The 26,152-nt window shown below is 71.3% G+C and carries 24 protein-coding genes; 15 read left to right on the top strand and 9 right to left on the bottom strand.

The annotated features are described in order from the left end of the window. The 3 genes from B9S57_RS30575 to B9S57_RS30565 form a co-directional block, all read right to left on the bottom strand. On the bottom strand, window positions 1–624 hold a 624-nt coding region (locus tag B9S57_RS30575), incomplete at its 3' end, for an NADH-quinone oxidoreductase subunit C (RefSeq protein ID WP_146057829.1). Further along, window positions 621–1,268, bottom strand: coding sequence for an NADH-quinone oxidoreductase subunit B (locus B9S57_RS30570; RefSeq protein WP_103760413.1), 648 nt, complete (start codon window positions 1,266–1,268; stop codon window positions 621–623). The genes B9S57_RS30575 and B9S57_RS30570, both read right to left, overlap by 4 nt. Continuing rightward, window positions 1,259–1,660: an NADH-quinone oxidoreductase subunit A gene (locus B9S57_RS30565; protein ID WP_103760412.1), complete on the bottom strand. Its 402-nt coding sequence runs from the start codon at window positions 1,658–1,660 to the stop codon at window positions 1,259–1,261. Before B9S57_RS30565 ends, B9S57_RS30570 begins: the two co-directional genes overlap by 10 nt. A gap of 204 nt (window positions 1,661–1,864) precedes the next feature. Between B9S57_RS30565 and B9S57_RS30560 the strand changes: the two genes are divergently transcribed. From B9S57_RS30560 to B9S57_RS30540, 5 genes are all read left to right on the top strand, one after another. Further along, window positions 1,865–3,064, top strand: coding sequence for a sensor histidine kinase (locus B9S57_RS30560; protein WP_103760411.1), 1,200 nt, complete (start codon window positions 1,865–1,867; stop codon window positions 3,062–3,064). Window positions 3,065–3,385: 321 nt separating this feature from the next. Beyond that, the gene (locus tag B9S57_RS30555) at window positions 3,386–4,735 is read left to right on the top strand and encodes a sensor histidine kinase (RefSeq protein WP_103760410.1); all 1,350 of its coding nucleotides are present in this window, start codon (window positions 3,386–3,388) and stop codon (window positions 4,733–4,735) included. Window positions 4,736–4,929: 194 nt separating this feature from the next. Then, window positions 4,930–5,589 carry a response regulator transcription factor gene (locus B9S57_RS30550; RefSeq protein ID WP_103760409.1) on the top strand — a complete coding sequence of 220 codons (660 nt, stop codon included), beginning with the start codon at window positions 4,930–4,932 and terminating at the stop codon, window positions 5,587–5,589. A 270-nt stretch (window positions 5,590–5,859) separates the two neighbouring features. Then, window positions 5,860–7,815 carry a 2-oxoacid:acceptor oxidoreductase subunit alpha gene (locus B9S57_RS30545; protein WP_103760408.1) on the top strand — a complete coding sequence of 652 codons (1,956 nt, stop codon included), beginning with the start codon at window positions 5,860–5,862 and terminating at the stop codon, window positions 7,813–7,815. Further along, entirely contained in the window at window positions 7,808–8,869 is a 1,062-nt protein-coding gene (locus B9S57_RS30540) for a 2-oxoacid:ferredoxin oxidoreductase subunit beta (protein ID WP_103760407.1), read from the top strand. The genes B9S57_RS30545 and B9S57_RS30540 overlap by 8 nt, the downstream gene beginning before the upstream one ends. Before the next feature lie 7 nt (window positions 8,870–8,876). Here B9S57_RS30540 and B9S57_RS30535 read toward each other — a convergent pair whose 3' ends face one another. Continuing rightward, complete coding sequence (locus B9S57_RS30535; RefSeq protein ID WP_103760406.1) at window positions 8,877–9,284, bottom strand: helix-turn-helix domain-containing protein; 408 nt, start codon at window positions 9,282–9,284, stop codon at window positions 8,877–8,879. Window positions 9,285–9,412: 128 nt separating this feature from the next. Between B9S57_RS30535 and B9S57_RS30530 the strand changes: the two genes are divergently transcribed. The 6 genes from B9S57_RS30530 to B9S57_RS30505 all read left to right on the top strand — a co-directional run bounded on the left by B9S57_RS30530 (window position 9,413) and on the right by B9S57_RS30505 (window position 15,001). After that, on the top strand, window positions 9,413–10,273 hold the full coding sequence (locus B9S57_RS30530) for an SDR family oxidoreductase (RefSeq protein ID WP_103760405.1): 861 nt from the start codon (window positions 9,413–9,415) through the stop codon (window positions 10,271–10,273). 139 nt (window positions 10,274–10,412) lie between these two features. Beyond that, window positions 10,413–11,402: an EamA family transporter RarD gene (rarD, locus tag B9S57_RS30525; protein ID WP_103760404.1), complete on the top strand. Its 990-nt coding sequence runs from the start codon at window positions 10,413–10,415 to the stop codon at window positions 11,400–11,402. Window positions 11,403–11,471: 69 nt separating this feature from the next. Then, window positions 11,472–13,088 carry an FAD-dependent oxidoreductase gene (locus B9S57_RS30520; protein ID WP_103760403.1) on the top strand — a complete coding sequence of 539 codons (1,617 nt, stop codon included), beginning with the start codon at window positions 11,472–11,474 and terminating at the stop codon, window positions 13,086–13,088. Between the two features lie 12 nt (window positions 13,089–13,100). Beyond that, a complete protein-coding gene (locus tag B9S57_RS30515) occupies window positions 13,101–13,550 on the top strand; it encodes a hypothetical protein (RefSeq protein ID WP_103760402.1) in 450 nt (149 codons plus the stop codon). Window positions 13,551–13,676: 126 nt separating this feature from the next. Continuing rightward, complete coding sequence (locus B9S57_RS30510) at window positions 13,677–14,126, top strand: VOC family protein (RefSeq protein WP_103760401.1); 450 nt, start codon at window positions 13,677–13,679, stop codon at window positions 14,124–14,126. Between the two features lie 65 nt (window positions 14,127–14,191). Beyond that, a complete protein-coding gene (locus B9S57_RS30505; protein ID WP_103760400.1) occupies window positions 14,192–15,001 on the top strand; it encodes an HAD-IIB family hydrolase in 810 nt (269 codons plus the stop codon). A 60-nt stretch (window positions 15,002–15,061) separates the two neighbouring features. Here the strand turns inward: B9S57_RS30505 and B9S57_RS30500 are convergent, their stop codons facing one another. From B9S57_RS30500 to B9S57_RS30480, 5 genes are all read right to left on the bottom strand, one after another. Continuing rightward, entirely contained in the window at window positions 15,062–15,673 is a 612-nt protein-coding gene (locus B9S57_RS30500) for a TetR/AcrR family transcriptional regulator (RefSeq protein ID WP_103760399.1), read from the bottom strand. A gap of 196 nt (window positions 15,674–15,869) precedes the next feature. Then, on the bottom strand, window positions 15,870–16,757 hold the full coding sequence (locus tag B9S57_RS30495) for an ABC transporter permease (protein WP_103760398.1): 888 nt from the start codon (window positions 16,755–16,757) through the stop codon (window positions 15,870–15,872). Further along, on the bottom strand, window positions 16,744–17,730 hold the full coding sequence (locus B9S57_RS30490; protein WP_103760397.1) for an ABC transporter ATP-binding protein: 987 nt from the start codon (window positions 17,728–17,730) through the stop codon (window positions 16,744–16,746). Before B9S57_RS30490 ends, B9S57_RS30495 begins: the two co-directional genes overlap by 14 nt. Before the next feature lie 127 nt (window positions 17,731–17,857). Continuing rightward, window positions 17,858–19,096, bottom strand: a complete 1,239-nt coding sequence (locus tag B9S57_RS30485) for a DUF2092 domain-containing protein (protein WP_103760396.1) — start codon at window positions 19,094–19,096, stop codon at window positions 17,858–17,860. 218 nt (window positions 19,097–19,314) lie between these two features. After that, window positions 19,315–20,325, bottom strand: a complete 1,011-nt coding sequence (locus B9S57_RS30480) for a polyprenyl synthetase family protein (protein ID WP_103760395.1) — start codon at window positions 20,323–20,325, stop codon at window positions 19,315–19,317. A 156-nt stretch (window positions 20,326–20,481) separates the two neighbouring features. Here B9S57_RS30480 and B9S57_RS30475 point away from each other — a divergent pair, with 156 nt between their 5' ends. The 4 genes from B9S57_RS30475 (at window position 20,482) to B9S57_RS30460 (ending at window position 26,150) form a co-directional block, all read left to right on the top strand. Continuing rightward, the gene (locus B9S57_RS30475; protein ID WP_103760394.1) at window positions 20,482–21,981 is read left to right on the top strand and encodes a peptide MFS transporter; all 1,500 of its coding nucleotides are present in this window, start codon (window positions 20,482–20,484) and stop codon (window positions 21,979–21,981) included. Window positions 21,982–21,991: 10 nt separating this feature from the next. Further along, on the top strand, window positions 21,992–23,986 hold the full coding sequence (locus B9S57_RS30470; RefSeq protein ID WP_103760393.1) for a CocE/NonD family hydrolase: 1,995 nt from the start codon (window positions 21,992–21,994) through the stop codon (window positions 23,984–23,986). 133 nt (window positions 23,987–24,119) lie between these two features. Further along, window positions 24,120–25,349 (top strand): fumarylacetoacetase, encoded by a 1,230-nt coding sequence (fahA, locus tag B9S57_RS30465; protein WP_103760392.1) that lies wholly within the window; start codon window positions 24,120–24,122, stop codon window positions 25,347–25,349. A 192-nt stretch (window positions 25,350–25,541) separates the two neighbouring features. After that, window positions 25,542–26,150: a Uma2 family endonuclease gene (locus B9S57_RS30460; protein WP_103760414.1), complete on the top strand. Its 609-nt coding sequence runs from the start codon at window positions 25,542–25,544 to the stop codon at window positions 26,148–26,150. Window positions 26,151–26,152 lie beyond the last annotated feature (2 nt).

Here is a 26,152-nt window from a genome sequence, read left to right as displayed (position 1 = left end):
GTCGATGCCCTTCATGACCTCGGTGAGGTCCGCGGGCGGGAGCTGGCCCTTGAGCGGGCCCCATTCGTTGGGGTCGGGCACCCCGGGCGGCAGCATCGTGCGTCGCTTGGGTCCGCCGTGCTCCGACTCACCCGGTTCCTTCGCCCCCGGCCAGGCCTTGGCGACGCGGGCCGCCAGGACGAAGTCCTTGCGCAGCGGGTGCCCCTCGAAGGCCTCGGGCAGCAGCAGGGGGACCAGGTGCGGGTGGTCCTCGAAGACGATGCCGAACATCTCGTGCGTCTCGCGCTCGTGCCACGCCGCGCCCGCGTAGACGCCGATGGCGGTGGGCAGGGTGGCGGCGGCGTGCGGGACGGTCGTACGGAGCAGCAGGCGCCGGACCGTACCCTCGCCGAGGGCCACGACGTGGGCGCAGACACGGAAGCCCGTGCCCGGTTCGTCGACGGCGCTCAGCCAGTCGAAGTAGGTGCAGCCGAGCTCGTCTCGGGCCGTTTCCAGGGCGGCGGTCCAGCCTGCGGCGGGGACGTCGACGGTCAGCAGGTCGTACGCGTGCGCGGCCGTGGCGTCCGCGCCGAAGACCTCGGTGACGGCGTCGGGCAGCCGGTCGAAGGTGTCCGAGGCGGTCACCTCCCCTCCTCCGGTGTCTTCGGGGCTGCCACGAGGCCGCTGCGCAGCGCCGCGGTCGAGGGGCGGGCCGTGTCCTCGGTGGCGTACCGCTCGGCGAGCGATTCGCGGGCGATCTTCTCCTGGAGCTTGAGGATGCCCTGAAGGAGCGCCTCGGGCCGGGGCGGGCAGCCGGGTACGTACACGTCGACGGGGACGATCTGGTCGACACCCTTCGTCACGGAGTACGAGTCCCAGTACGGGCCGCCGCAGTTGGAGCAGGCGCCGAAGGAGACGACGTACTTCGGCTCGGGCATCTGCTCGTACAGGCGCTTCACTGCCGGGGCCATCTTGTCCGTCACCGTGCCGGACACGACCATCAGGTCGGCCTGCCGGGGGCCGGGGGCGAACGGGATGACGCCGAGCCGGATGAAGTCGTGCCGTGCCATGGAGGCCGCGATGAACTCGATCGCGCAGCAGGCGAGTCCGAAGTTGAAGACCCAGAGGCTGTAGCGGCGGCCCCAGTTGAGGACCACCTTCATCGGTTCGGGTGCGAGCCGGGACAGCACGCCGAGCTTCTTGGGCTCCGGCGACGGCGGATCGGGCCTCAGCGTCGGATCGGGCAGCGACACGGGGGGTTCGGGGTTCGGCCGGCTCGTCACGCCCATGCGAGGACGCCCTTCTTCCATGCGTAGAGCAGTCCCACGGCCAGGAAACCGAGGAAGATGAACATCTCCACCAGCGTCGTCGCCCCGTATCCCGGGGCCGCGAACACCGTCGCCCACGGGAACAGGAAGATCGAGTCGACGGCGAAGATCACGTACAGGAAGGCGTACACGTAATAGCGAACCTGCGTGTGGGCCCACCCCTCCCCGACGGGGTCCACGCCGCATTCGTAGGTGAGGAGTTTCTCCGGCGTCGGGACCACGGGCCTCAGCAGCCGGCCCGCCCCGAAGGCGACGGCGACGAACAGCACGCCCACCAGGGCGAGCAGTCCGACCACTGAGTAGCTCTGGAAGTAGTCCGACGCGAGAACGGTCGGTTCCGGCACGTCCGCCACGTCCGTCCCTCGCTCCCTCAACCTGTTCGACGGTCTGTACGCACGGGAGTCTAGGCCCTGTTAAAGAGAGGGTAAGCAGCCCCGTCGCACAACAGGTGGGGCAGGGGGTGACAGGGGAGTCACGACGCGAGGTGGGGTTATCCCCACCCGGCGCCACCCACGAACCCCATGGCGCGGGCGCGCCCGGCCCGGCACGCTGGTCGTATGACCATGAGCCCCTCCCTGCCGGACAACGACCGGCCGCCCCCCGCGCGCTTCGCCTTCGACGGCTGGACGTGGAAGGAGATCGCGTATCTCCTGGCCAATCTGCCGATGGCGATCGTCGGGTTCGTGTACTCCGTGTTCCTCGTCGCCGTGGGAGCCGGGCTCTCCGTCACCGTCGTCGGACTCCCCCTGCTCGCGCTGGGGCTGCAGGGTGCGCGCGGGCTGGGCCGGGCCGAGCGCGCCCGCGCGCGGAGCATGCTCGGTGTGCGGATCGACGAGCCGAGCCCGATGGCGCGCGGCAGGCGGGACCAGGGGTTCTTCAACTGGCTGTGGTCGGGGCTCAAGGACCCCGTGGGCTGGCGGACGTTGCTGTATTCGTTCATGCGCCTGCCGTGGGGGGTGGCGACGTTCGTCGTGACCCTGGTGAGCCTGTTCGTGCTCTGGCCGGTGCTTCCGTACATCGCACGCGGGCTGACGAACGCGGACCGGGTGATGGCGCGGGCGCTGCTCTCGCCCTCGGACGAGCTGGAGCGCAGGATCGCCGAGCTGGAGTCGGACCGGGGTGTGGTCGTGGACACGGCCGCCGCCGACCTGCGCCGCATCGAACGCGACCTCCACGACGGCGCCCAGGCCCGCCTCGTCGCCCTCGCCATGGGCCTCGGTCTGGCGAAGGAGAAACTGACCGACGACCCCGAAGCCGCCGCCCGCATGGTCGACGAAGCCCACGGCGAGGTCAAGGTCGCCCTCCAGGAACTCCGCGACCTCGCCCGCGGCATCCACCCCGCCGTCCTCACCGACCGCGGCCTCGACGCCGCACTCTCCGCCATCGCCTCCCGCTGCACCGTCCCCGTGACCGTGTCGGTGGATCTGCCGGCGAGGCCTGCGGAGGCGATCGAGGGCATCGCGTACTTCACGGTCTCCGAGCTGCTCCAGAACGTCAGCAAACACGCCCGCGCCACCCGCGCCTCGGTCGACGTCTGGCGGTCCGGTGACCGGTTGATGCTCCAGGTCCAGGACGACGGAAGGGGCGGCGCCCGGCTCGACGGCGGGACGGGTATGTCGGGGCTGGCGGAGCGGCTGGGCGCGGTCGACGGGCTGTTCGTCCTGGACTCCCCCGAGGGCGGCCCGACCTCGGTCACCGCCGAGCTGCCCTGGCGCGACCGGGCGGGCACCGGTTCCGAGCGGATCGGCGCGGCCTGACCGCAGGGCGTACCGCCGAGCCACGCGACCCGGCGGCAGAAGATTCCCACCCATCGGCGCGGCCCACTCATCGGCGCGGCCCGACCAGAAGGCGCAGCCGACCAGAAGGCGCAGCCCGGCCAGAAGGCGCAGCCCGGCCAGAAGGCGCAGCCCGGCCATGGTGGGGAAAACCCCCTGCCGGATACGGAGACCGCCCTCATGGTGCGCGATCCCCCGGCAGAGCAGTCTTGAGTCATCAGCCGTTGTACCGGCCCGCGGGAGTTCCCGCCCGGATGAGCCCGCGGGGAGTCCCCGCCCAGAAGAAACGGACGGACGCCACTGATGGCCACGGCATACGGACGGGACACGCGGGGCCACCGGCCCGCCACCGGATCGGGGGGTCATCCCCCGGTGAAGCCCTTCTTCCCCGCGGCGCTCCGCGCGCCCGTCGAGGCGCGAGCGTGGCGCGAGCTCGCCTATGTGGTGCTGAGCCTGCCGATCAGCGTGGCCCTGTTCACCTTCGCGGTCACCATGACGGCACTGGGCCTGGGCATGCTGATCACCTTCCTCGGCATTCCGATACTCGCCGCCGGCCTGGTCGTGTGCCGGGGCTTCGGCGTCGTGGAGCGGGGCCGGGCACGCGGGCTGCTGAAGCTGGACATCGCCGATCCCGCGCCGGTGCGCGGGAAGGGCGGCCTGATGTCCTGGGTCGGCGCGGTGCTGAAGAGCGGGGTGTCCTGGCGGCATCTGCTCTACGCGGTACTGCACATGCCGTGGGCGACGTTCGCGTTCACCGTCGCGGTGACGTTCTGGACGTACGGCTGGGCCGCGTTCACCTATCCGCTGTGGCGCTGGGTCTTCCCGGCGTACGCGGGCATCGGCGGGATCCAGCTGTACGGCGACAGGACGCATCAGGTCTACCTCGACTCGCCCACCGAGATCGCGGTGACCAGCGCACTCGGCCTGGCCGTCGTCCTGGTCACGCCGTGGATCGTCCGGGGCCTGGTGTCCGTGGACCGGGTGATGGTGCTGGGTCTGCTCGGCCCGTCCCGGCTGGCCACCAGGGTCTCGGAGCTGGAGTCGGACCGGGGTGTGGTCGTGGACACGGCCGCCGCCGACCTGCGCCGCATCGAACGCGACCTCCACGACGGCGCCCAGGCCCGCCTCGTCGCCCTCGCCATGGGCCTCGGTCTGGCGAAGGAGAAACTGACCGACGACCCCGAAGCCGCCGCCCGCATGGTCGACGAAGCCCACGGCGAGGTCAAGGTCGCCCTCCAGGAACTCCGCGACCTCGCCCGCGGCATCCACCCCGCCGTCCTCACCGACCGCGGCCTCGACGCCGCGCTCTCCGCCATCGCCTCCCGGTGCACCGTCCCCGTGAAGGTCGTCGTGGACCTGGATTCACGGCCCGCGCAGGCCATCGAGGGCATCGCGTACTTCACGGTCTCCGAGCTGCTCCAGAACGTCAGCAAACACGCCCGCGCCACCCGCGCCTCGGTCGACGTCTGGCGGGCCCAGGACCGGCTGATGCTCCAGGTCACGGACAACGGGCGCGGCGGCGCCGGTGTGTCGACGGGCAGCGGTCTGGCCGGGCTGACGGAGCGGCTGGACGCGGTGGACGGCATCCTCGTCGTCGACTCCCCCGCCGGGGGCCCGACGACGGTCACGGCCGAACTGCCCTGGAGGGGCTGAGGCACGGCCGCCGCCGCGGTGCCCCGGACGCCGTGACGGCGTCCGGGGCACCGCGGTGTGCCCGGTCGGGCGGGAACCGCCGGTCCCCGCCCTTCGGGGCGCCGATGCTGGAATGCTGGGCGCACAGGGCCGCGCGATCAGCGGCGTACACACGCAGGACCGACAGTGGGGGACACAACGTCGTGGAGGAAAGAGTGCGGGTCGTCATCGCCGAGGACTCGGTGCTGCTCCGGGAAGGGCTCACCCGGCTGCTGACCGATCTCGGGCACGACGTCGTCGCGGGAGTGGGGGACGCCGAGGCGCTGCTCAAGACGGTGGACGACCTGGCGGGGCAGGACGCGCTGCCGGACGTGGTGGTCGCCGACGTGCGCATGCCGCCGACCCACACCGACGAGGGGGTCCGGGCGGCGGTGAAGCTCCGCAAGGCGTACCCGGACATCGGGGTGCTGGTGCTCTCGCAGTACGTCGAGGAGCAGTACGCCACCGAGCTGCTGGCCGGCAGCAGCCGGGGGGTGGGCTATCTGCTGAAGGACCGGGTCGCCGAGGTCAGGGAGTTCGTGGACGCCGTCGTGCGGGTGGCGCAGGGCGGGACCGCGCTGGACCCGGAGGTCGTGGCGCAACTGCTGGGCCGGAGCCGCAAGCAGGACGTCCTGGCGGGTCTCACCCCCCGGGAGCGGGAGGTCCTCGGTCTGATGGCGGAGGGGCGTACGAATTCGGCCGTCGCCCGCCAGCTGGTGGTGAGCGACGGAGCCGTGGAGAAGCACGTCAGCAACATCTTCATGAAACTGGGCCTGTCCCCCAGCGACGGGGACCACCGGCGCGTTCTCGCCGTTCTCACTTATCTGAACTCGTGACACATCGATGATCCACCGGCGATGATCTGGGTGATCCGTCCGAAGCGGAACGGAACCCCAGGCCCACGACGAAAGGACGAGCACCGGGGAGGCTCGTCCGGTGACCCGGGGGGCCGGGAAATATGGCAGGGCGTGACGCATTCGTGCGCCGGAAACGCGTCCACCATATGACCGGTCCGAGGAAGGCGACCCTTACAGAAGTAGGGTGGTGCCTGGACCGCCGGCGGGCCGGCCGGTCCCGAGCCGCCGCCCCGAGGGAGGTCCAGTTCAGTGACCAGCCAGGTCAGTAGCCCAGCCGGAAAGTCCGATGAGGCCAGTGAGGCTGTCGTAGGGGAGCAACGCGCCCCGCACATTGATCGCACGGGCGCCACCGAGAAGGAAATCCGCCGCCTGGACCGGGTGATCATCCGTTTCGCGGGTGACTCGGGTGACGGCATGCAGCTGACGGGGGACCGGTTCACGTCGGAGACGGCGTCCTTCGGGAACGACCTGTCGACGCTGCCCAACTTCCCGGCCGAGATCCGGGCACCCGCCGGCACCCTGCCGGGTGTGTCGTCGTTCCAGCTGCATTTCGCGGACCACGACATCCTGACACCGGGCGACGCGCCGAATGTGCTGGTCGCGATGAATCCGGCCGCGCTGAAGGCGAATATCGCCGACGTTCCGCGCGGGGCCGACATCATCGTGAACACGGATGAGTTCACCAAGCGCCCCATGGCGAAGGTCGGATATGCCGATTCCCCTCTCGAGGACGGATCGCTCGAGGCGTACAACGTGCATCCGGTGCCTTTGACGACCTTGACGATCGAGGCCCTGAAGGAGTTCGGACTTTCCCGTAAGGAGGCCGAGCGCTCGAAGAACATGTTCGCGCTCGGGCTGTTGTCCTGGATGTACAACCGTCCGACCGAGGGGACGGAGACATTCCTCCGGTCGAAGTTCGCCAGGAAGCCGGACATCGCCGAGGCCAATGTGGCGGCGTTCCGCGCGGGCTGGAATTTCGGTGAGACGACCGAGGATTTCGCCGTCTCCTACGAGGTGGCGCCCGCGAGCAAGGCCTTCCCCACGGGCACGTACCGCAACATCTCGGGGAACCTGGCCCTGTCGTACGGGCTGATCGCGGCGGGCCGCCAGGCGGATCTGCCGGTGTATCTGGGCTCGTACCCGATCACTCCCGCCTCCGACATCCTGCACGAGCTCAGCAAGCACAAGAACTTCGGCGTGCGGACGTTCCAGGCGGAGGACGAGATCGCCGGGATCGGGGCGGCCCTGGGGGCGGCGTTCGGTGGTGCGCTCGGTGTGACCACGACGTCCGGACCGGGTGTGGCGCTGAAGTCGGAGACGATCGGCCTGGCGGTGTCGCTGGAGCTGCCGCTGCTGATCATCGACATCCAGCGCGGCGGCCCGTCGACGGGCCTTCCGACCAAGACGGAGCAGGCCGATCTGCTCCAGGCGATGTACGGGCGCAACGGTGAGGCACCGGTCCCGGTCGTGGCGCCGAGGACCCCGGCGGACTGCTTCGACGCGGCGCTGGACGCAGCCCGGATCGCGCTGACCTACCGGACACCGGTCTTCCTGCTGTCCGACGGGTACCTCGCGAACGGATCCGAGCCGTGGCGGATCCCGGAGACCGACAGCCTCCCGGACCTGCGGACCCGGTTCGCGACGGGCCCCAACCACGAACTCGCGGACGGCACGGAGGTGTTCTGGCCGTACAAGCGGGACCCCGAGACGCTGGCCCGCCCGTGGGCGGTGCCGGGGACCCCGGGCCTGGAGCACCGCATCGGCGGGATCGAGAAGCAGGACGGCTCGGGGAACATCTCCTACGACCCGGCCAACCACGACTTCATGGTCCGCACCCGTCAGGCGAAGGTCGACGGCATCGTGGTCCCCGACCTGGAGGTCGACGACCCGGCCGGCGCGAACACCCTGGTCCTGGGCTGGGGTTCGACGTACGGGCCGATCACCGCGGCGGTACGGAGGCTCCGCGCGGCGGGCGAGACGATCGCGCAGGCCCATCTGCGCCACCTCAACCCCTTCCCCCGGAATCTCGGCGAGGTGCTGAGGCGTTACGACAGGGTCGTCGTCCCCGAGATGAACCTCGGTCAGCTCGCGCTGCTCATCCGTGCGAAGTACCTGGTCGACGCGCAGTCCTTCAACCAGGTCAACGGAATGCCCTTCAAGGCCGAGCAGCTCGCCACCGCCCTCAAGGAGGCCATTGATGCCTGACGCCAACGAGCTCCTCCAGCTGGTCCCCAAGGCCGAGGGCAAGCAGTCCATGAAGGACTTCAAGTCCGACCAGGAGGTGCGCTGGTGCCCGGGGTGCGGGGACTACGCGGTCCTCGCGGCCGTGCAGGGCTTCATGCCCGATCTGGGGCTGGCCAAGGAGAACATCACGTTCGTCTCAGGCATCGGCTGCTCGTCCCGCTTCCCGTACTACATGAACACCTACGGGATGCACTCCATCCACGGCCGCGCCCCCTCCATCGCGACGGGCCTGGCCACCTCCCGCCGGGACCTGTCCGTCTGGGTCGTCACCGGCGACGGCGACGCGCTGTCCATCGGCGGGAACCACCTGATCCACGCCCTGCGCCGCAACGTCAACCTCAAGATCCTGCTCTTCAACAACCGGATCTACGGGCTCACCAAGGGGCAGTACAGCCCCACGTCCGAGGTCGGCAAGATCACCAAGTCGACGCCGATGGGCTCGCTCGACGCCCCCTTCAACCCCGTCTCCCTCGCCCTGGGGGCCGAGGCCACCTTCGTCGCGCGCACCGTCGACTCCGACCGCAAGCACCTCACGAGCGTGCTGCGGGCCGCCGCCGACCACCCGGGCACCGCGCTGGTGGAGATCTACCAGAACTGCAACATCTTCAACGACGGTGCCTTCGAGGTCCTCAAGGACAAGGAGCGTGCCGAGGAGGCGGTCATCCGCCTCGAACACGGCAAGCAGATCCGCTTCGGAAGTGGGGGAGGCTCCAAGGGCGTCGTCCGGGACCCCGTCACGGGCGACCTGGCCGTCGTCGCGGTCACCGAGGAGAACCAGTCGCGGATCCTGGTCCACGACGCCCACAACCCCAGTCCCACGACCGCGTTCGCGCTGTCCCGGCTGGCCGACGCCGACACCCTGCACCACACCCCGATCGGTGTGCTGCGCAGCGTGGAGCGTCCGGTCTACGACGCCCTCATGTCGGACCAGCTCGATGCCGCGATCGAGCAGCACGGCAAGGGTGACCTGAGCACCCTGCTGGCCGGCGGCGACACCTGGACCGTCGTCGGCTGATCCGCCGTCACCCCTGTTCGACGAGGCCCGGAGCCGACCCGCTCCGGGCCTCGTCGTACGTCGAGCGGGCGCCCTCCACCGCGTCCAGGCTGCGCTCCGCCCACCGGGCGAGGCCCGAGACCTGCTCGGCGGCCTCCCTGCCGAGCGGGGTGAGCGAGTAGTCCACCCTCGGCGGGATCACGGGCTTGGCGTCCCGGTCCACGAAGCCGTCCCGCTCCAGCGTCTGCAGGGTCTGGGCCAGCATCTTCTCGCTGACGCCGCCCACGGTGCGGCGGAGCTCGCCGAAGCGGTGGGAGCGTTCGAGGAGCGCGGCGAGCACGAGCACCCCCCAGCGGCTGGTGACGTGTTCCAGCACCAGCCGGGAGGGACACATCGGCTGGTTGACGTCCGGGGACCGCAGGTTACTCACGCTCATACCAGTACCTTACTTCAATGTGGGTACTGTCGCCCAGAAAGTGCCCCTCGTAAAGTGAGTACCACGAGTCCGCATCCGAGGATCGGCGCACCAGCCGGCCCACCAGCCGGCCCACCAGGAGGAAACCCATGAGCATCGTTGTCACCGGAGCCACCGGCGAGCTCGGCCGTCTCGTCGTCGAGCGGCTGCTCGCCACCGTCCCCGCGGAATCGGTCGCGGCGGTCGTCCGCGACCAGGAGAAGGCCGCCCGGATCGCCGCCGAGGGAGTCGAGCTCCGCGTCGCGGACTACGACCGGCCGGAGACCCTCACGGACGCGTTCCGCGCCGGGGACCGCGTACTGCTGGTCTCCGGCAGCGAGGTAGGCCGCCGGATCCCGCAGCACACCGCCGTGATCGAGGCCGCGAAGGCCGCGGGCGTCGCCCAGCTCGCGTACACCGGAGTGCTGGGCGGGCCCGACGCGGACTTCGAGCTGGCGGCCGAGCACAAGGTGACCGAACAGCTGATCCTGGACTCCGGCCTCCCCCACACCTTCCTGCGCAACGGCTGGTACACCGAGAACTACACGGCGAACCTGGCGCCCGTCCTGGAGCACGGCGCCGTCGTCGCCAACGCGGGCGACGGGCGCGTCGCCTCCGCCACGCGCGCCGACTACGCGGCCGCGGCCGCCGCCGCGCTGACCGGCGAGGGACACCTCGGCGCGGTCTACGAGCTGAGCGGTGACGTGGCCTGGTCGCTCGCCGAGTACGCGGCGACGGTCGCCGCCGCGACCGGCAGGGAGATCACCTACAACGACGTACCCGCCGCGGTGCACCAGGAGATCCTCGTGGGAGCCGGGGTCCCCGAGCCCTTCGCCGCGATCCTCGTCGACGTGGACGAGGCCATCTCCCGCGGTCTGCTCGCCGGCACGAGCGGAGACCTGGCCCGCCTGATCGGCCGGCCGTCCACACCCCTGGCCGAGACGGTCGCCGCGGCGGTCGCCGGCGCCTGAACGGACACCGGTCCCGGCCGAACGGGTACCTCCGCCACCTGTCACGACCGTTTCCATGAGACGGCAATGACAGAGGGCTCTTCCGGCGCTACCGTCGTGCCGTCGGACGATCGCCGACACAGGAGTGCCGGGAGGGCCCGTGAAGGGGAAGAACGAGCAGCGGGCAGGCCTGCTGTACGGAATCGGCGCGTACGGGATGTGGGGCCTCGTCCCCCTCTTCTGGCCGCTGCTCGAACCATCGGGGGCGGTGGAGATCCTCGCCCACCGGATGGTCTGGTCGCTCGGCGTCGTCGGCATCGCCCTGCTGTTCCTGCGCCGGTGGGCGTGGATCGGCGAGCTGATACGGCAGCCCCGGAGGCTGGCGCTCATCACGGTCGCCGCGACCGTGATCTCCGTCAACTGGGGTCTGTACATCTGGTCCGTCAACAACGGCCACGTCGTCGAGGCGTCCCTCGGCTACTTCATCAATCCGCTGGTCACGATCGCCATGGGCGTCCTGCTGCTCGGCGAGCGGCTGCGCCCGGTCCAGTGGACCGCCGTGGCGACCGGCTTCGCGGCGGTACTGGTGCTGGCGATCGGCTACGGGCAGCCGCCGTGGATCTCCCTGGTGCTGGCGTTCAGCTTCGCGACGTACGGCCTGGTGAAGAAGAAGGTCAACATGGGCGGCCTGGAGTCCCTCGCCGCCGAGACCGCCGTGCTGTTCGTGCCCGCGCTGGGCTTCCTCGTGTGGCTCGGGGCGAGCGGCGACGCGTCGTTCCTGTCCGGGGGCGCGGGGCACGGCGCCCTCCTCGCCGCGACGGGGCTCGTCACCGCGATCCCGCTCGTCTGCTTCGGCGCAGCAGCGATCCGGGTGCCGCTCTCCGTGCTGGGGCTGCTGCAGTACCTGGCACCGGTGTTCCAGTTCGCGCTCGGCATCCTCTACTTCCACGAGGAGATGCCGCCCGAGCGCTGGGCCGGCTTCGGGCTGGTCTGGGTGGCCCTGACTCTGCTGACCTGGGACGCGCTGCGGACGGCACGGCGCACGAGGGCGGAGGCGCTACGCCTGGCCGTGCGGGCCGCGGAGGTGGCGGCGCCCATCGGAACGGCTTCCGCTTCCGCGCCGGATCCGGACACCTCAACCCTTAAATAGTTACCAGGTTGCTTTTCTTACTCGGTTGCGATTTCCTGTTCCGCAGGACGAGCGAACCGAGGAGCAGGCATGACCGACGTACTGATCGTGGGCGCGGGCCCGACCGGACTGACCCTGGCGTGCGATCTGGCCCGGCGCGGCCTCACCGTACGGATCGTGGACAGGTCGCCCGCACATCCGCGCAGCTCGCGGTCGAAGGGGCCCAACCCCCGCTCCCTGGAGGTGCTGGAGGACCTGGGCGTCGTCGAGGCGGTGCTGGCGGCAGGCTCGGCGCCGCTCCCGATGCGGAAGTACCGCGACGGGGCGGCCGTCGCGGACGCGGACCCGCACGCCGGGTCCGCGCCGACACCGGACGCCCCCTACGACCGGGGCCGGCTGATCGCGCAGTGGAGGCTGGAGGAGATCCTGCGCGACCGCCTCGCCGGGTACGGCGTGGCCGTGGAGACGGATACCGAGGTGGTGGGCCTCACCGACGGCGGCACCTCGGTGACCGTCGCCTGCGCCGACGGCTCCAGCGCCCCGGCCCGTTACGTCGTCGGCTGCGACGGCGCCCACAGCCGCGTACGGAAACTGCTCGGCATCCCGTTCGACGGCGAGACGGCCGAGGAACAGGTGATGGTCTGCGGCGATGTCGAGATCACTCCGGGCGTCCTGGACCGGGGCGTCTGGCACCAGTGGTTCGACGAGGACGGCGCGGTCATGCTCTGCCCCATCCCCGGGACCCGGGCGGGCTGGTGGTTCCAGGCGGGCCCCGAGCGGGACGCCGACGGGCGCCCCCTCGCCCCCACCCCCGACGGTTTCCGGCGGCTCTTCGCCCGGCACACCCGGCTCCCGGCCGCCCGACTCACCGAGGCCACGCTGCTCTCGACGTACCGCGTCAACGTGCGCATGGCGGACCGCTACCGGGCGGGCAGGGTCCTGCTGGCCGGGGACGCCGCCCATGTGCACGCGATCGCCGGCGGGCTGGGCATGAACACCGGCATCCAGGACGCCTTCAACCTGGGCTGGAAGCTCGCCCAGGTGGTGCGCGGGCGGGCGGGCGAGGAGCTGCTGGACACCTACGAGGAGGAGCGCCTTCCGGTCGCCGCCTGGACGCTGGACCTGACCTCGGACCGGCTGCGGGCCACCCTGGAGGCGATCAGGAGGCCGGGCGGCGGGCTGGACAGCGCGATCACACCCTCGACGAACGGGCTCGACCGCGACTACCGGTGGAGCTCACTCGCCCGCCCCGGGGGCGGCGGCGCCCTGCGCTCCGGCGACCGCGCCCCGGACGCCCCGTGCGCCGTGGCGGCGACCGGTGAGCCCACCCGCCTCTTCCGCACCTTCGCCGGGCCGCACCTCACCGTGCTGGGCTTCGGGGCCGGCACCGAGCAGGCGCTGCGGGAGGCCGCCGGGGCCCATGGCGACGCGGTGCGCGCCGTGCGCGTGTACGCCGCCGGGGCCATGGGACCGGGGACGGCCGCCGCAGGTCCGGACGCCCTGCACGACCGGGACGGGGCGGCCCGCGCGGCCTACGGCATCGGCCGGGACACCGTCGTCGTGGTCCGCCCCGACAACCATGTGGGCCTGATCTCCGACACGGAGGGGTTCGACGATGTACGGCGGTATCTGGAGGTGCTGGACAGGGCCCGGGAGCCGGATCCGATGAGTGTGGCAGGCATGGTGGACGGCACTGGCAAAGGCTGATTGAGTGCCCGGATGGGGACGATCCTGAGGGACATGCGGCACGTGCAGTGGCATGAGCTGCGCCATGCCCAGGGCTCCGCCTCGCAGATCCCCGGGATGCTGTCGCGGATCGCCTGGGGCGACAGTGAATCGGCCGAGGACGCGCTGAGCGATCTGGGGCAGTGGATCGGCGCCCTGGCCGTCTTCGACGCGACGGTCGCCGCCGTGCCGTTCCTGTGGGAACTCGCCGCCATGGACACCGTGAAGGACCGGGCCGGGGTGCTCGGACTGCTGGGGACGATCCTCGCCCACGGCCATGCGCACCACCCGGAGTGGACCAGGGGTGCCCATCTGGCGGTCCTGGCGGGCCTGCCGACGGCCGAGCGGCTGGCCGGCGACGGCGACCCGGCGGTGAGCGCGGCGGCCGGGGAGCTGCTGACGGCGCTCGGCGGGCACACCTGCGGGACCTGCCCGCCGCACTGAGACCCCGGGTCGGCCGGGCCCTGCAGCACCCCGGTCCCCCACACCTCCCGCGGTGTACGAGGAATCGGCCCCGGTTCCGGCGTGCCCGTTGCCGGGACGTTCACCGAGCCAGTACAAACGGTTCTCATGACTCTTCACTGGAAGCTCGTCATCGATGCCACCGACCCGCACGCCCAGGCCGATTTCTGGGCCGAGGCCCTCGGCTACCTCGTGGAGGACAACAGCGTCCTGATCGAGGAGCTGCTCGGCGCCGGCGTGGTGACCGAGGCCGACACGGTCGAGCCGCACGGCCGCCGTGCCTGGCGCGATCTCGCCGCGGCGCGGCATCCGGACGACCCCTACGACGAGAAGAGCGGTGCGGGGCTCGGCCGCCGGCTGCTCTTCCAGCGCGTCCCGGAGACCAAGACGGTGAAGAACCGCCTCCACATCGACGTCCACGCGGCGCCCGGCCGGCGCGAGGAGGAGGCGGACCGGCTGGTGGGTCTGGGCGCGAGCGTGCTGCGGCTCGTCGAGGAGCCCGGGGGGACCTGGCAGGTGCTTCTGGACCCGGAGGGCAACGAATTCTGCGTCCAGTGACGGGCCCGACCGTCCTCGCAGGTCAGCGGCGTACGGCGGCAGGGCGATCTCTCTAGGCTGACCCCATGTTCACGCCACCCGCCGCATACACCCTCGTCGCCACGGATCTGGACGGCACGCTGCTGCGTTCCGACGACACCGTGAGTCCTCGCTCCCGTGCAGCCCTCGCCCGCGCCGCGTCCGCCGGTGCGCGGCATCTGATCGTCACGGGCCGTCCGGTGCCCGGCATACGCGCCCTGCTGACGGACCTCGGCTACGACGGCCTCGTGGTCTGCGGCCAGGGCGCGCAGCTGTACGACGCCGGGGCGGCACGGATGCTGGGCTCGGTGACGCTGGACCGGGAGCTGGCCGACGCCGCGCTCGGCAAGATCGAGGCCGAGGTGGGGCAGGTGTTCGCCGCGGTGGACCAGGACGGCACCGACGGCCGGACCCTGACCGAGCCGGGTTACCTGATGCCGCACCCGTCCCTCCCCGCCCAGCGGGCCGGCCGCCGCCAGGACCTGTGGACGGCCCCCGTCATCAAGGTGCTGATACGCCACCCGGAGCTGACCGACGACGAACTGGCCGCGGCGGCCCGCGGCGCGGTGGGCGATCTGGCATCCGTCACGATGGCGGGCCCGGGAACGGTGGAACTGGCGCCCTACGGCGTGGACAAGGGCACCGGCGTCTCACGGGCCGCGGAGCTGCTGGACCGCGACCCGGCGGGGGCGGTGGCCTTCGGTGACATGCCCAACGATCTGCCGATGTTCCGGCTCTGCGGCCACACCGTGGCGATGGCCGACGCCCACGCCGAGCTCCGGGCCGAGGCCGACGAGATCACGCTCTCCCACGAGGAGGACGGGGTGGCCGTGGTGCTGGAGCGCCTGTTCGGCTGAAAACCGCCCCACTCGACCCGTCGCGCGCCGATGTGCTGCGTACACAAGTAAGTGTCTTCTTCAGCCGAGGCGCCCCGGGCCCGGTGCACCCCCGGCGGCCAGGGACCGCAGGACGTGGGAGACGAGGGTCGCGACCGTCACCTCGTCCTGGGCGGGCTTGCGCAGCACGTGGCGGTAGTAGACGGGGCCGTAGAGCATCTCCACCGCGAGGGGAAGGTCCGCGCCGTCGGGGATCTGCCCCTGCTCCTGGGCGCGGCGCAGCCGCTCCACGGCCGCGTCGACCCGGGGGTCGACGAGCTGCTCGCGGACGGCCCGCGCGAGGTCGTCGTCGTGGTGCATCTCCGACAGGATCCCGGCGTAGGCCGGGCCGTAGGGCGGAGTGGACATCAGCTTCACCAGACTGCCGATGTGGGTCCGCAGGTCCGCCTCGATGTCACCGGTGTCGATGAACGGTGTGACGCCGGCGAGCACGCCGGCGAACGCCTCCAGCACCACCGCGCCCTTCGAGGGCCACCACCGGTAGATCGTCTTCTTGCTCACACCGGCACGGGCGGCGATGGCCTCGACCGTGACCCGTCCGTACCCCTTCTCCGTGCACAGTTCCAGAGCTGCGTCCAGCGTCGCCCGTCGCGACTTCTCGCTGCGGCGCAGGGAACTCGGCGATGTGATCATTCGGTGAGCATAGGGGGATTCTGTCCACCGCTTGTTGACAGGTCGTCGCCAGAAGTCGAACAATGATCAGGCTGGAAACGGAACGTACCGTGTCGTGACGTTCCGCAGCAGACCGTTCGTGCCGTTCGTGCCGCGACGAGCCGATCGGGGGACGGCTCGACCGGCCGACGGTACGGGCGGACCATGCCGTGCCCCCTCAGACGCTGATGTCCTTCGTCGTGAAACGCGCCCAGGCCGCAGAGCCGAACACCGCCGCGTACAACGCCTGCAGGCCCAGGTTCCTCACCGTCTCGTCCCAGTAGACCGGGTCGCGCAGAAGGTCCGTGAAGGACATCCAGTAGTGCGGGAAGAGATACGGGTGGATCCCGTCCAGCTGCGGCATGGTGTCCAGGATCTGCACGGTGATCAGCACCCCGACCGTGGCCGCCATCGCCGCGATCCCGCTGTCGGTGAGGGTCGAGGCGAAGAGGCCCAGCGCCGCGAACCCGATGAGGGACGCCGCCACCGCGACCGCGATCAGCCCCGCCCGCAGGACCCCTTCGCCGAAGCCGATCCGGGTCCCCGAGATCGTCGTGACCTCCCCGACGGGGAAGAGCAGCAGGCCGGCCGCGAGCGCCGACGCCGCCACGACCAGGGTGGCGACCAGGCAGAACACCAGCACCGACGCGTACTTCGCGAGCAGCAGCCGGGTGCGGCCCGCCGGGGCGACCAGCAGGTAGCGCAGCGTGCCGCCGCTCGCCTCGCCGGCCACGGAGTCCCCCGCGACGACACCGACGGCCATCGGGAGGAAGACGGGCAGGGTCGCGGAGAGCGCGGCGAAGACCAGGAAGAGACCGTTGCCGGCGACCTGGGAGAGGAAGGCGGGACCGCCCCCGCCGCCCGGTCCGCCCCGCGATCCGTCGCCCGTCTCGATCCTGAGGGCGACGCCGATGAGGACGGGCACGGCGGCCAGCACCCCGAGGAGGGCCAGGGTGCGCCACCGCCGGAGCATGGTGGTCAGCTCGGAGCGGAGGATCCCCAGGGTCCACCGCGCCCGGCGCGGTACGCGTGGCGCGGGTACGGCCGTGAGCTCAGCCTGCGACATCGAATCCCTCTCCGGTGAGTGCGACGAAGGCGTCCTCCAGCGAGGCCCGCTCGACGCCGAAGGCGCGTACGCGGACGCCGGCACGCACCAGGGCGGCGTTGAGGTCCGCGAGCTCCACGTCGCCCGGGGGCGCGTCCGCGCTCACCCGGTCCCCGTCGGTCACGAGCCCCGTCGCCCCGTGTGCGGTCAGGACACGGGCGGCGTCACCGGGGTCGGGCGTGGTGACGGCGAGCCTGCCCCTGGCGTCCGCGGCGAGTGCGGCGACCGGCCCCTGGACGAGGAGCCGGCCGCGGGCCATCACCGCCGCGTGGGTGCAGACCTGCTCGATCTCGTCGAGCAGGTGGGAGGAGAGGAAGACGGTGGTGCCCTCGGCCGCCAGCTCCCGGACCAGGGTGCGGATCTCACGCATGCCCTGCGGATCGAGGCCGTTGGTCGGTTCGTCGAGCACGAGCAGTCCGCGCGGCTGGAGCAGGGCGGCGGCGAGCCCGAGGCGCTGCTTCATCCCGAGCGAGTACGCCTTGGCCTTCTTGCCGGCCGCCGCGGCCAGGCCGACGCGCTCCAGGGCGCTCTCCACCCGTGCGCGCCGGGTACGCGGATCGGCCGTCGGGTCTGCGGAGTCGAAGCGCACGAGATTGTCGCGGCCCGTCAGGAACCCGTAGAGGGCGGGCCCTTCGATGAGCGCGCCGACCTGCGGGAGCACCGTGCGGGAGGCGGCGGGCATGGGTCGCCCCAGGACGTGGGCGGTTCCGGAGGTGGCGTCGATGAGCCCCAGGAGCATCCGGATCGTGGTGGTCTTGCCGGAGCCGTTGGGCCCCAGGAAGCCGAAGACGCTGCCGGCGGGGACGGTGAGGTCGAGGCCGTCGACGGCCGGCTGGGCGCCCCGGTAGCGCTTGGTGAGCCCGCGCGTCTCGATCACGGTGCCGGGCCCCGGTCCCGTCCCCGTGGCCGCCGCGGCGGCCGCTGTCTCGGTCATGCGCACTCCCCGGTCCCGTCGCTCCCTGTCCGGCGCCCGTGTCCGGCCGCGCCGCGTACCGGGCGCCCCGCCGCACGGGCCGCCCCGCCGTACGGAGCGTACGACGGGGCGGGGCGTGCGGTGCGTCCTACTTCGCGGTGTCGGCCGCCTTCACGAGCGCGTCCTCGGTGACCGCCCCGACGTAGACCTTGCCGTCGTCCGTCATCAGCGCGTTCACCAGGCGCGTCTTGAAGACCGTGCCCGAGCCGAAGTCGCCCGTGACCTTGTCGCCGAGCGCGTCCAGGAACTGCTGTGCCTGCGCGGGCATGTCGCCGGAGCCCTGGGCGGGCATCCCCGCGCTGCCCGGGATCTCGATCTCGGCGACGGCGTTCCAGCCCTCACCGATGACGTTGAGCCCCTGGAAGCCCTCCAGTGCGCCGAGGTCCTTCCGCGCCTTGCCCTGCGCACCCTTCTTCTCCGCCTCGGCCCGCATCTCGTCGGCCTCGGTCACCTTCGCACCCTTGGGCGGGGTGAAGGTGAAGGAGGAGGCGGCGGGCTTCGCGAAGTCGACCTCGGTGAAGCCGGCGTCGACCGCGGCCTTGCCGCCGCCGCTCGGGGCCAGAGTGAACTTCAGCGGCAGCCCGGTCGAGGCGTCGACCGCGACCGTGACGGACCCGATCGTCGAACCGGACTGCTTCGGCTTGATCAGGAGCTTGTAGGCGTCGCGCCCCGCGACCTGCGCCGTGCCGTCGACGGTGACGGACGTCGTGTCGTCGGCGGCGGCGAGCGCCTCCTCGGCGAGCTGCCGGGGAGTGGCGGGCACCCCCTCCGGCGCCTTGTGCTTCCCGGCCTTGCCGCCCGCGCGCCCGTCGGACCGCGCGTGATAGACCTCGTTGCTCTCGCTGTCGTAGCCCCAGACGTCGTCCCCGTTGTGTACGAGGCTGTACTCGGAGCCCTCGCCGAGGATCGAGAGGCGCTGCCTGTCGGGGCCGTCGGCCGCGACCCGGAGCGTGTGCGTCCCGGACGCCAGCTCCATCAGCTTGGCCTCGGGGGCCGCGCCCGACTCACCCGAGCCCGAGCCCGCGCCGCCGCCCGGCGCGAAGGAGCCCGCGAGCCCGCCGAACGACGGGATGCCGAGGTCGGTGCTGACCTTCACCGTGCCGGAGAGCTGCTCCTCGTCCGACGCGGCGATCTTCTCGACGAGTTCCTGTGCGGTGATGTCCGGCAGCTCCGGGTCTCCGGAGTCCGCCAGGGCCGGGACGAGTCCGATCGTCGCCGCCGCCACCCCCGCCACCGCGAACGGGACGATGTAGCGCGCCGCCTTCCGGCGGCCCACGACAGTGCCCGTGGCCTCGCCGTTGGTCTCTGCGCTGTCGTTCGGTGCCATGTGTGCTCTACCTCCGTGGTCGGCGGCTGCCATCCCGTTGAGCGTGCCCACTCCCCGCCGCCGTTCTCACCCGATGTGGTCAGGAGTGGTTGTTCTCCATCTGACCAAATCGGGCGGGGACAAGCGTCAGCCCTCGGGTGCAACTGTGCCTACCTCTCCGGGATGACCCCGGGAGTGCACCGTCCACCGAGCCCTTAGGGGTCGGTGGACCGTACGGCTCAGCCCGCGCGGTGCACCACGGCGTCGCACAGCTCCTCGAGCGCGGCCTTCGCGTAGCACTCGGGCAGCGGCGCCAGCGTCGCCCGCGCCTCCTGGGCGTAGCGGACGGTGTCGCGGCGCGCCTGTTCGAGCGCGGGGTGGGCGCGCAGCCTGCGCAGCGCCTCGGCGAGCAGGGCGTCGTCGGCGAGGTCGCCCTCCAGCAGCGCCACGAGCTCCTTGTCCTCCGGACGGCCCTCGGCCTCCGCCCGGGCGCGCAGGAGGAGGACCGGCAGGGTGGGGATGCCCTCGCGCAGGTCGGTGCCGGGCGTCTTGCCCGACTCGTGGGAGTCGGAGGCGATGTCCAGGACGTCGTCGGCGAGCTGGAAGGCGATGCCGAGGCGTTCGCCGTACTGGGTGAGGATGTCGACGACCGACTCGTCGGCCCCCGCCATCAGGGCGCCGAACCGGCCGGAGACGGCGACCAGCGAGCCCGTCTTGCCGCTCAGCACGTCCAGGTAGTGGTCGACGGGGTCGCGTCCGTCGCGCGGGCCCGCGGTCTCCAGGATCTGGCCGGTGACCAGGCGTTCGAACGCCTCCGCCTGGATGCGGACGGCTAGCGGGCCGAGGTCGGCCAGGATGTGCGAGGCGCGGGCGAAGAGGAAGTCGCCGGTCAGGACGGCGACGGAGTTGCCCCAGCGGGTGTTGGCGCTGTCCACCCCGCGGCGTACGTCCGCCTCGTCCATCACGTCGTCGTGGTACAGCGTCGCCAGGTGCGTCAGCTCGACGACCACGGCCGAGGGCACGACGCCCGGCGCGTCGGGGTCACCGAACTGCGCCGCGAGCATCACCAGCAGCGGCCGGAAGCGCTTGCCGCCCGCGCTGACGAGGTGCTGCGCGGCCTCCGTGATGAACGGGACCTCGCTTTTGGTGGCATCCAGCAGCCCCGCCTCGACAGCGGCCAAACCGGCCTGGACATCGGCCTCAAGAGCCTGGTCCCGCACGCTCAGTCCGAACGGCCCGACGACGGTCACGAGGGGATCTCCTGTCTGCTGACGATCACACGGAATGTCGATGTGTCGCTGTCCTCACTCAACTCAGCGTATCCGGTCCCGTTTGGATCACCGTGGGCGCCTTCCCGCCACCGCCGGTATGTTCGGGATCAGCTCATACGATCAGGAGTTGTCGCTTTGTCCCACGCCACGACCGGCACCGAGCCGACCCAGCCACCGCCCGAGGACGACACCGCCTTCTTCGGCCAGCCACGGGGTCTGATGACCCTGTCCGGGCTGGAGGTCTGGGAACGTTTCTCGTTCCTCGGGATGCAGGCGATCCTGGTCCTCTTCTTCGCCGACAAGGTCTCGAACGGCGGCATGGGCATGGACCCGGGCACCGCCGCGTCCGTGTCCGCCGCGTACGGCACCCTCGTCTACCTGGTCTCCGTCGCGGGCGGCTGGCTGGCGGACCGGATCCTCGGTTCGTACCGCGCCGTCCTGTACGGCGGCATCCTCATCGCCTGCGGCCACTACTCCATGGCCGTGCCGACCGACACGATGACCTGGGTGGGACTCGGCCTGATCAGCGCGGGAACGGGCCTGCTCAAGCCCAATGTCGCCTCGATGGTCGGCAAGCTCTACGGCACCGAGGACGAGCGCCGGGACGCCGGCTTCGCCCTCTACTACATGGGCATCAACATCGGCGCCTTCGCCGGCCCGCTCGTGACCGGCTGGCTGGGCGACCACGCGAGCTGGCACTGGGGCTTCTCGGCCGCCGCGTTCGGCATGACGCTCGGCCTGATCCAGTACGTCGCGGGCCGGCGTCACCTGGCCGGGCGAAAGCACGCCGCCGAGTACGCGCTGGCCCCCGGCCCGATGCGCCGGGCCGTGCTGACGATCGTGGCCGGCGCCGTGGTGGTCGCCCTGGTGGCCACCGCCCTGACGCTGGCCGGCTGGCTCACGATGGACCGCTTCGTGGACGTGCTCACCGTCATCTCGGTGATCGCGCCCGTCGTCTACTTCGTGGTCATGTTCCGCAGCCCCCGGGTCACCGCGGAGGAACGCGGCAGGCTGCGCCCCTACGTCGTGCTCTTCCTGGCCTCCGTCGTCTTCAACTTCATCCTCTTCCAGGCGTACTCGACGATGATCCTCCTCGCCTCGACGAACGCCCGGACGGAGATCTTCGGCTTCCACTTCCCGGCGAGCTGGTACGCCTCGGCCCTGGGCGCCTTCGAGGTCGCCCTGGCGCCCGTCGTGGCCACCGTCTGGGCCCGGATGGGCCCGCGCCAGCCCCACGCGTCGAACAAGATCGCGATCGGGGTGATCCTCGGCGGGCTGTCCTTCCTCCTGATGGTCCTGCCGACCTCCGGTCACGCCGACGACACCTACACGATGGCCGCCTGGTGGATCGCCGGCTCCTACCTGCTGCTGGGGCTCGGGGACATCCTCGTGGAGACGTCCGGCATGTCCGCCACCACGAAGCTCGCGCCCAAGGCGTTCGCCAGCCAGACGATGGCGCTGTGGTTCCTGTCGCTGGCCCTGGCCAACGGCATCCAGTCCCAGATCGTGAAGCTGTACGGCGAGGTGTCCAACCCCGCCTACTTCGGTGTCAATGGCGCTATCGCGGTGGTGGCCGGTCTGGCCGTCATCGCCGCCGCTCCCTGGCTCAAGCGCACCATGCACCCCGTCCACTGAGGTGTCCCCCATGCAGATCCGCACCGAATTCCCGTACGAGACGACCCACGAGGACCTCTACATCCCGCTGGCCGACGGCACTCAGCTGTACGCCCGGATCTGGCGGCCGGTCACCGACGAGCCGGTGCCCGCGCTGCTGGAGTACCTGCCCTACCGGCTCAGCGACTGGACGGCGCCGCGCGACTGGCAGCGCCACCCCTGGTACGCGGGCCACGGCTACGCCTCCGTGCGCGTCGACGTGCGCGGGCACGGCAACAGCGAGGGCATGCCGGGGGACGAGTACGACGCGACGGAGCTCGCCGACGGCGTGGCCGTCGTGCACTGGCTCGCCGAGCAGGAGTGGTGCTCGGGACGCGTCGGCATGTTCGGCATCTCCTGGGGCGGCTTCAACTCGCTCCAGATCGCCGCGCTCGCACCGGAGCCCCTGAAGGCGATCGTGACGGTCTGCTCGGCCGACGACCGCTACGACAACGACGTCCACTACATGGGCGGCTCGGTCCTCGGCGTGGACATGCACGCCTGGGCCTCCACCATGCTGGCCTTCGTCTCGCGCCCCCCGGACCCGGCGGACGTCGGGGACGACTGGCGGGACATGTGGCTGCGGCGGCTGGAGAAGGTGGAGCCGTTCATCCACACCTGGCTGGCGCACCAGACCCGCGACGACTACTGGAAGCACGGCAGCGTCTGCGAGGACTACGGGGCGGTCAAGGCGAAGGTCCTGGCGGTGGGCGGCTGGCACGACCCGTACCGGGACACCGTCCTGCGGCTCGTCGAGCACCTGGACCCCGGGCAGGTACGCGGTCTGATCGGCCCCTGGTCGCACCAGTACCCGGACCGGGGACTCCCCCCGGGCCCCGCGATCGGCTTCCTCCAGGAGACGCTGCGCTGGTGGGACCAGCACCTCAAGGACGAGGACACCGGGGTGATGAACGAGCCCCTGCTGCGGTCCTGGATCAGCGGCTCCCACCGCCCCGCCACGGTCTACGAGACGCTGCCCGGCCGCTGGGTCGGTGACGCGAGCTGGCCTTCGGAGAACGTCGCCGCGGTCACGTACGCGCTGGGGGGCGGGGCGCAGACCGTGAATTCGCCGGAGCAGACCGGGCTGGACGCGGGCCGCTTCTTCCCGTTCGGCAACGACGCCGACCTGCCTCCCGACCAGCGGGACGAGGACGCCAAGTCGGTGTGCTTCGAGTTCCCCGTCGAGGACGCCCCGATCGAGATCCTCGGCCGCCCCCGGGTGACGCTCCTGCTCCGGATGGACGTACCGCGCGGCCAGGTGATCGCCCGGCTCTGCGACGTGGCACCGGACGGGGCCTCCACCCTGGTGACCCGCGGGGCCCTCAATCTGGCCACCCGTCACGGGCGCGACCGCGCGGAGGACTGGCCCGTCGGGGAGGCCGAATACGTGAACTTCGAGCTGAACGGCATCGGGTACACCTTCCCGCCCGGCCACCGGATCAGGGTCGCCATCTCCTCCTCCTACTGGCCGTGGATCTGGCCCCAGGCCGGTTCGGCGGGCTTCACGCTGGAGGCGGAGGGCAGCCTCGTCGAACTCCCCGTGCGCCGGCACACCGAGGACCCGTCGATCACCTTCGGCGAGCCGGAGCAGTCGGAGCCGCTGGGGGTCGTCTTCCCGGTCACGCTCGACGAGCAGCGCCCGGAGCGTCTGGTCGTCCGCGACGTCGCCAAGGGCGAATGGCGCCTGGAGGTCGATCCGCGCTACGGCGGTACCCGGGTCTACCCCGACGGGCTGGAGTTCACCGAGGACGCGCTGGAGACGTACACGATCCAGCAGGACGACCCGCTGTCGGCCAGGGCCCGTTCGGACTGGACGATCCGCCTGCACCGGCCGGAGATGTCCTGGGACGTCCGCGTCGAGACGCGTTCGGAGACGACCTCGGACGCGGACGACTTCATCACGTCCAACGAGGTCGTCTGCAAGGACGGCGAGGAGATCGTCTTCCACCGGACCTGGGAGAAGAGGATCCCGCGCACGGCGGGCTGACCTCGCGCGCGGAGCGGGGACGAGCAGGGTTATCACGTAACTTTCCGGGCAATACGCCTACTTGAGGCACTGCCGCCGACCGGCGACGCCGACGTACCGTGTTCCTCAAGCGACTGGAAAGGGGCAGCGACAGATGCCCGAGCAGAGCAGCCCGCTCGACCTGGCCGAGGGCGATCCCTTCGGTCCGCACAACCTTCCGTACGGTGTGTTCTCCACCCCCGGGCACCCCGAGGACCGAAGGGTCGGAGTCCGCATCGGCGGACATGTGCTGGACGCCGGAGCGGCGGCACACGCACTCGGCTCGCCGTACGCCAGACTCCTGGCGCAGCCGACCCTGATGCCCCTGCTGGCGGCGGGGCGCACCACCTGGCGGGACGTGCGCAGGGCACTGACGGCGTGGGTGACGGTGCCGTCCCACCGCCCGGACCTGGAGCCACTGCTGTACCCGCTCGACTCGGTGACCCTGCACCTGCCGTACGAGGTCGCGGACTACGTCGACTTCTACGCCAGCGAGCACCACGCCACCAACGTGGGGAGGATCTTCCGCCCCGACGGGGCGGCCCTCACCCCCAACTGGAAGCACCTTCCGATCGGTTACCACGGGCGGGCCGGCACGGTCGTCGTCTCCGGTACGGACGTGGTGCGCCCCTCCGGGCAGCGCAAGGCGCCGTCCGACCCGGCCCCCGTCTTCGGCCCCTCGGTGAAGCTGGACATCGAAGCCGAGGTCGGCTTCGTGGTGGGCGTCCCCTCGGAGCAGGGCTCCCCGGTGGCGCTCGGCGACTTCCGCGAGCACGTCTTCGGACTCTCCCTGCTCAACGACTGGTCGGCGCGGGACATCCAGGCCTGGGAGTACGTGCCGCTGGGCCCCTTCCTTGGCAAGTCCTTCGCCACCTCCGTGTCGGCCTGGGTGACCCCGCTGGAGGCCCTGGACGCGGCCCGCACGACCCCACCCGCCCGGGACTTCCCGCTCCTCCCCTACCTGGAGGACTCCGAGGACGAGGAACCCGGCGGCTTCGACCTCCGGATCACCGTCGAGATCAACGGCCAGGTGGTCGCCGAGCCGCCGTTCTCCTCCATGTACTGGACGGCCGCCCAGCAGATGGCGCAGATGACGGTGAACGGCGCCTCCCTGCGCACGGGCGACCTGTACGGCTCCGGCACGGTCAGCGGCGCTGAGCCCGCCCAGCGCGGCTCCCTGCTCGAACTCACGTGGAACGGCCGCGACCCGCTGGAGCTCGCCGAGGGCAAGCGGACGTTCCTGGAGGACGGCGACACGGTCACCCTGACCGCCTGGGCACCGGGACCGCACGGCACCCGGGTCGGGCTCGGTGACGTCACCGGACGGATCACGTCCTCGTCCTGACCGTCGCCGCTCCGGCACTCCTCGCGGAGCCACAGCCGCCCGCTCAGGGCCCGCGAGGAGTGGACGGCCCCGGTGGTGCAGCGAGGGTGCTGGTCAACGGCGCGTGACTCGCTCACACGTTTGGGCGGCCATGATCGGTTTTCGCCGGATACGCTGAACGCACCCGCGAGGCTTCGTCCCATGGGAGCACTGATGAGCATCGAACCCGAGGCCCCCCAGCCGCGGTGGGCGGTCCCGCCCGTGGGCGGCTGGACCGCCGATGACCTGGACACACTCCCGAATCTGCCTCCGCATACGGAGCTGATCGACGGGAGTCTGGTCTTCGTGAGTCCGCAGACGTTGTTCCATACGCGGGCGGTCGACTTCTTCAACTGGCAGTTGCAGTCACTGGCACCGCCTGAGCTGGAGGTCGTCCGGGAGTTCACCATCGACATCGACTTCCAGAACCGGCCCGAACCCGATGTCGTCGTCGTGCGCGCGGACGCGGTCGAGAGTCTTCGGCAGACACGGTTCCCCGCGAGCAGTGTGCTGCTGGCGATCGAGGTCGTGTCCGACGAGTCCGTCACCCGCGACCGGGAGACCAAGCCGGTGAAGTACGCGCGGGCGAGGGTCCCGCACTACTGGCGGGTGGAGAACCAGGACGGCCGAGCCGTCGTCTACGTCTTCGAGCTGGAACCCGCGACCGGTGCCTACACCTCCACCGGGATCTTCCACGACCGGATGAAGGTGTCCACTCCCTTCAGCGTCGATCTCGACCTGACCGCGATCGTCTCCCGCGGCCGGGCGGCAAGGCCGGAGTAGCT

Origin of the sequence: Streptomyces sp. SM10 (assembly GCF_002910915.1) — a bacterium.
Lineage (GTDB): Bacteria > Actinomycetota > Actinomycetes > Streptomycetales > Streptomycetaceae > Streptomyces.
The sequence above is the reverse complement of the archived record's forward strand: the minus strand, read 5'-3'. Positions and strand labels throughout refer to the sequence as shown.

What these genes read in the sequence shown, in the direction of transcription:
- B9S57_RS30490 (WP_103760397.1), bottom strand. Translation starts at nt 17,730, where the DNA reads ATGACCGAGACAGCGGCCGCCGCGGCGGCCACGGGGACGGGACCGGGG.
- B9S57_RS30510 (WP_103760401.1), top strand. Translation starts at nt 13,677, where the DNA reads ATGACTCTTCACTGGAAGCTCGTCATCGATGCCACCGACCCGCACGCC.
- B9S57_RS30560 (WP_103760411.1), top strand. Translation starts at nt 1,865, where the DNA reads ATGACCATGAGCCCCTCCCTGCCGGACAACGACCGGCCGCCCCCCGCG.
- B9S57_RS30555 (WP_103760410.1), top strand. Translation starts at nt 3,386, where the DNA reads ATGGCCACGGCATACGGACGGGACACGCGGGGCCACCGGCCCGCCACC.
- B9S57_RS30515 (WP_103760402.1), top strand. Translation starts at nt 13,101, where the DNA reads ATGGGGACGATCCTGAGGGACATGCGGCACGTGCAGTGGCATGAGCTG.
- B9S57_RS30460 (WP_103760414.1), top strand. Translation starts at nt 25,542, where the DNA reads ATGAGCATCGAACCCGAGGCCCCCCAGCCGCGGTGGGCGGTCCCGCCC.
- B9S57_RS30495 (WP_103760398.1), bottom strand. Translation starts at nt 16,757, where the DNA reads ATGTCGCAGGCTGAGCTCACGGCCGTACCCGCGCCACGCGTACCGCGC.
- B9S57_RS30535 (WP_103760406.1), bottom strand. Translation starts at nt 9,284, where the DNA reads ATGAGCGTGAGTAACCTGCGGTCCCCGGACGTCAACCAGCCGATGTGT.
- B9S57_RS30505 (WP_103760400.1), top strand. Translation starts at nt 14,192, where the DNA reads ATGTTCACGCCACCCGCCGCATACACCCTCGTCGCCACGGATCTGGAC.
- B9S57_RS30500 (WP_103760399.1), bottom strand. Translation starts at nt 15,673, where the DNA reads ATGATCACATCGCCGAGTTCCCTGCGCCGCAGCGAGAAGTCGCGACGG.
- B9S57_RS30470 (WP_103760393.1), top strand. Translation starts at nt 21,992, where the DNA reads ATGCAGATCCGCACCGAATTCCCGTACGAGACGACCCACGAGGACCTC.
- B9S57_RS30530 (WP_103760405.1), top strand. Translation starts at nt 9,413, where the DNA reads ATGAGCATCGTTGTCACCGGAGCCACCGGCGAGCTCGGCCGTCTCGTC.
- B9S57_RS30485 (WP_103760396.1), bottom strand. Translation starts at nt 19,096, where the DNA reads ATGGCACCGAACGACAGCGCAGAGACCAACGGCGAGGCCACGGGCACT.
- fahA (WP_103760392.1), top strand. Translation starts at nt 24,120, where the DNA reads ATGCCCGAGCAGAGCAGCCCGCTCGACCTGGCCGAGGGCGATCCCTTC.
- B9S57_RS30570 (WP_103760413.1), bottom strand. Translation starts at nt 1,268, where the DNA reads ATGGGCGTGACGAGCCGGCCGAACCCCGAACCCCCCGTGTCGCTGCCC.
- B9S57_RS30520 (WP_103760403.1), top strand. Translation starts at nt 11,472, where the DNA reads ATGACCGACGTACTGATCGTGGGCGCGGGCCCGACCGGACTGACCCTG.
- B9S57_RS30540 (WP_103760407.1), top strand. Translation starts at nt 7,808, where the DNA reads ATGCCTGACGCCAACGAGCTCCTCCAGCTGGTCCCCAAGGCCGAGGGC.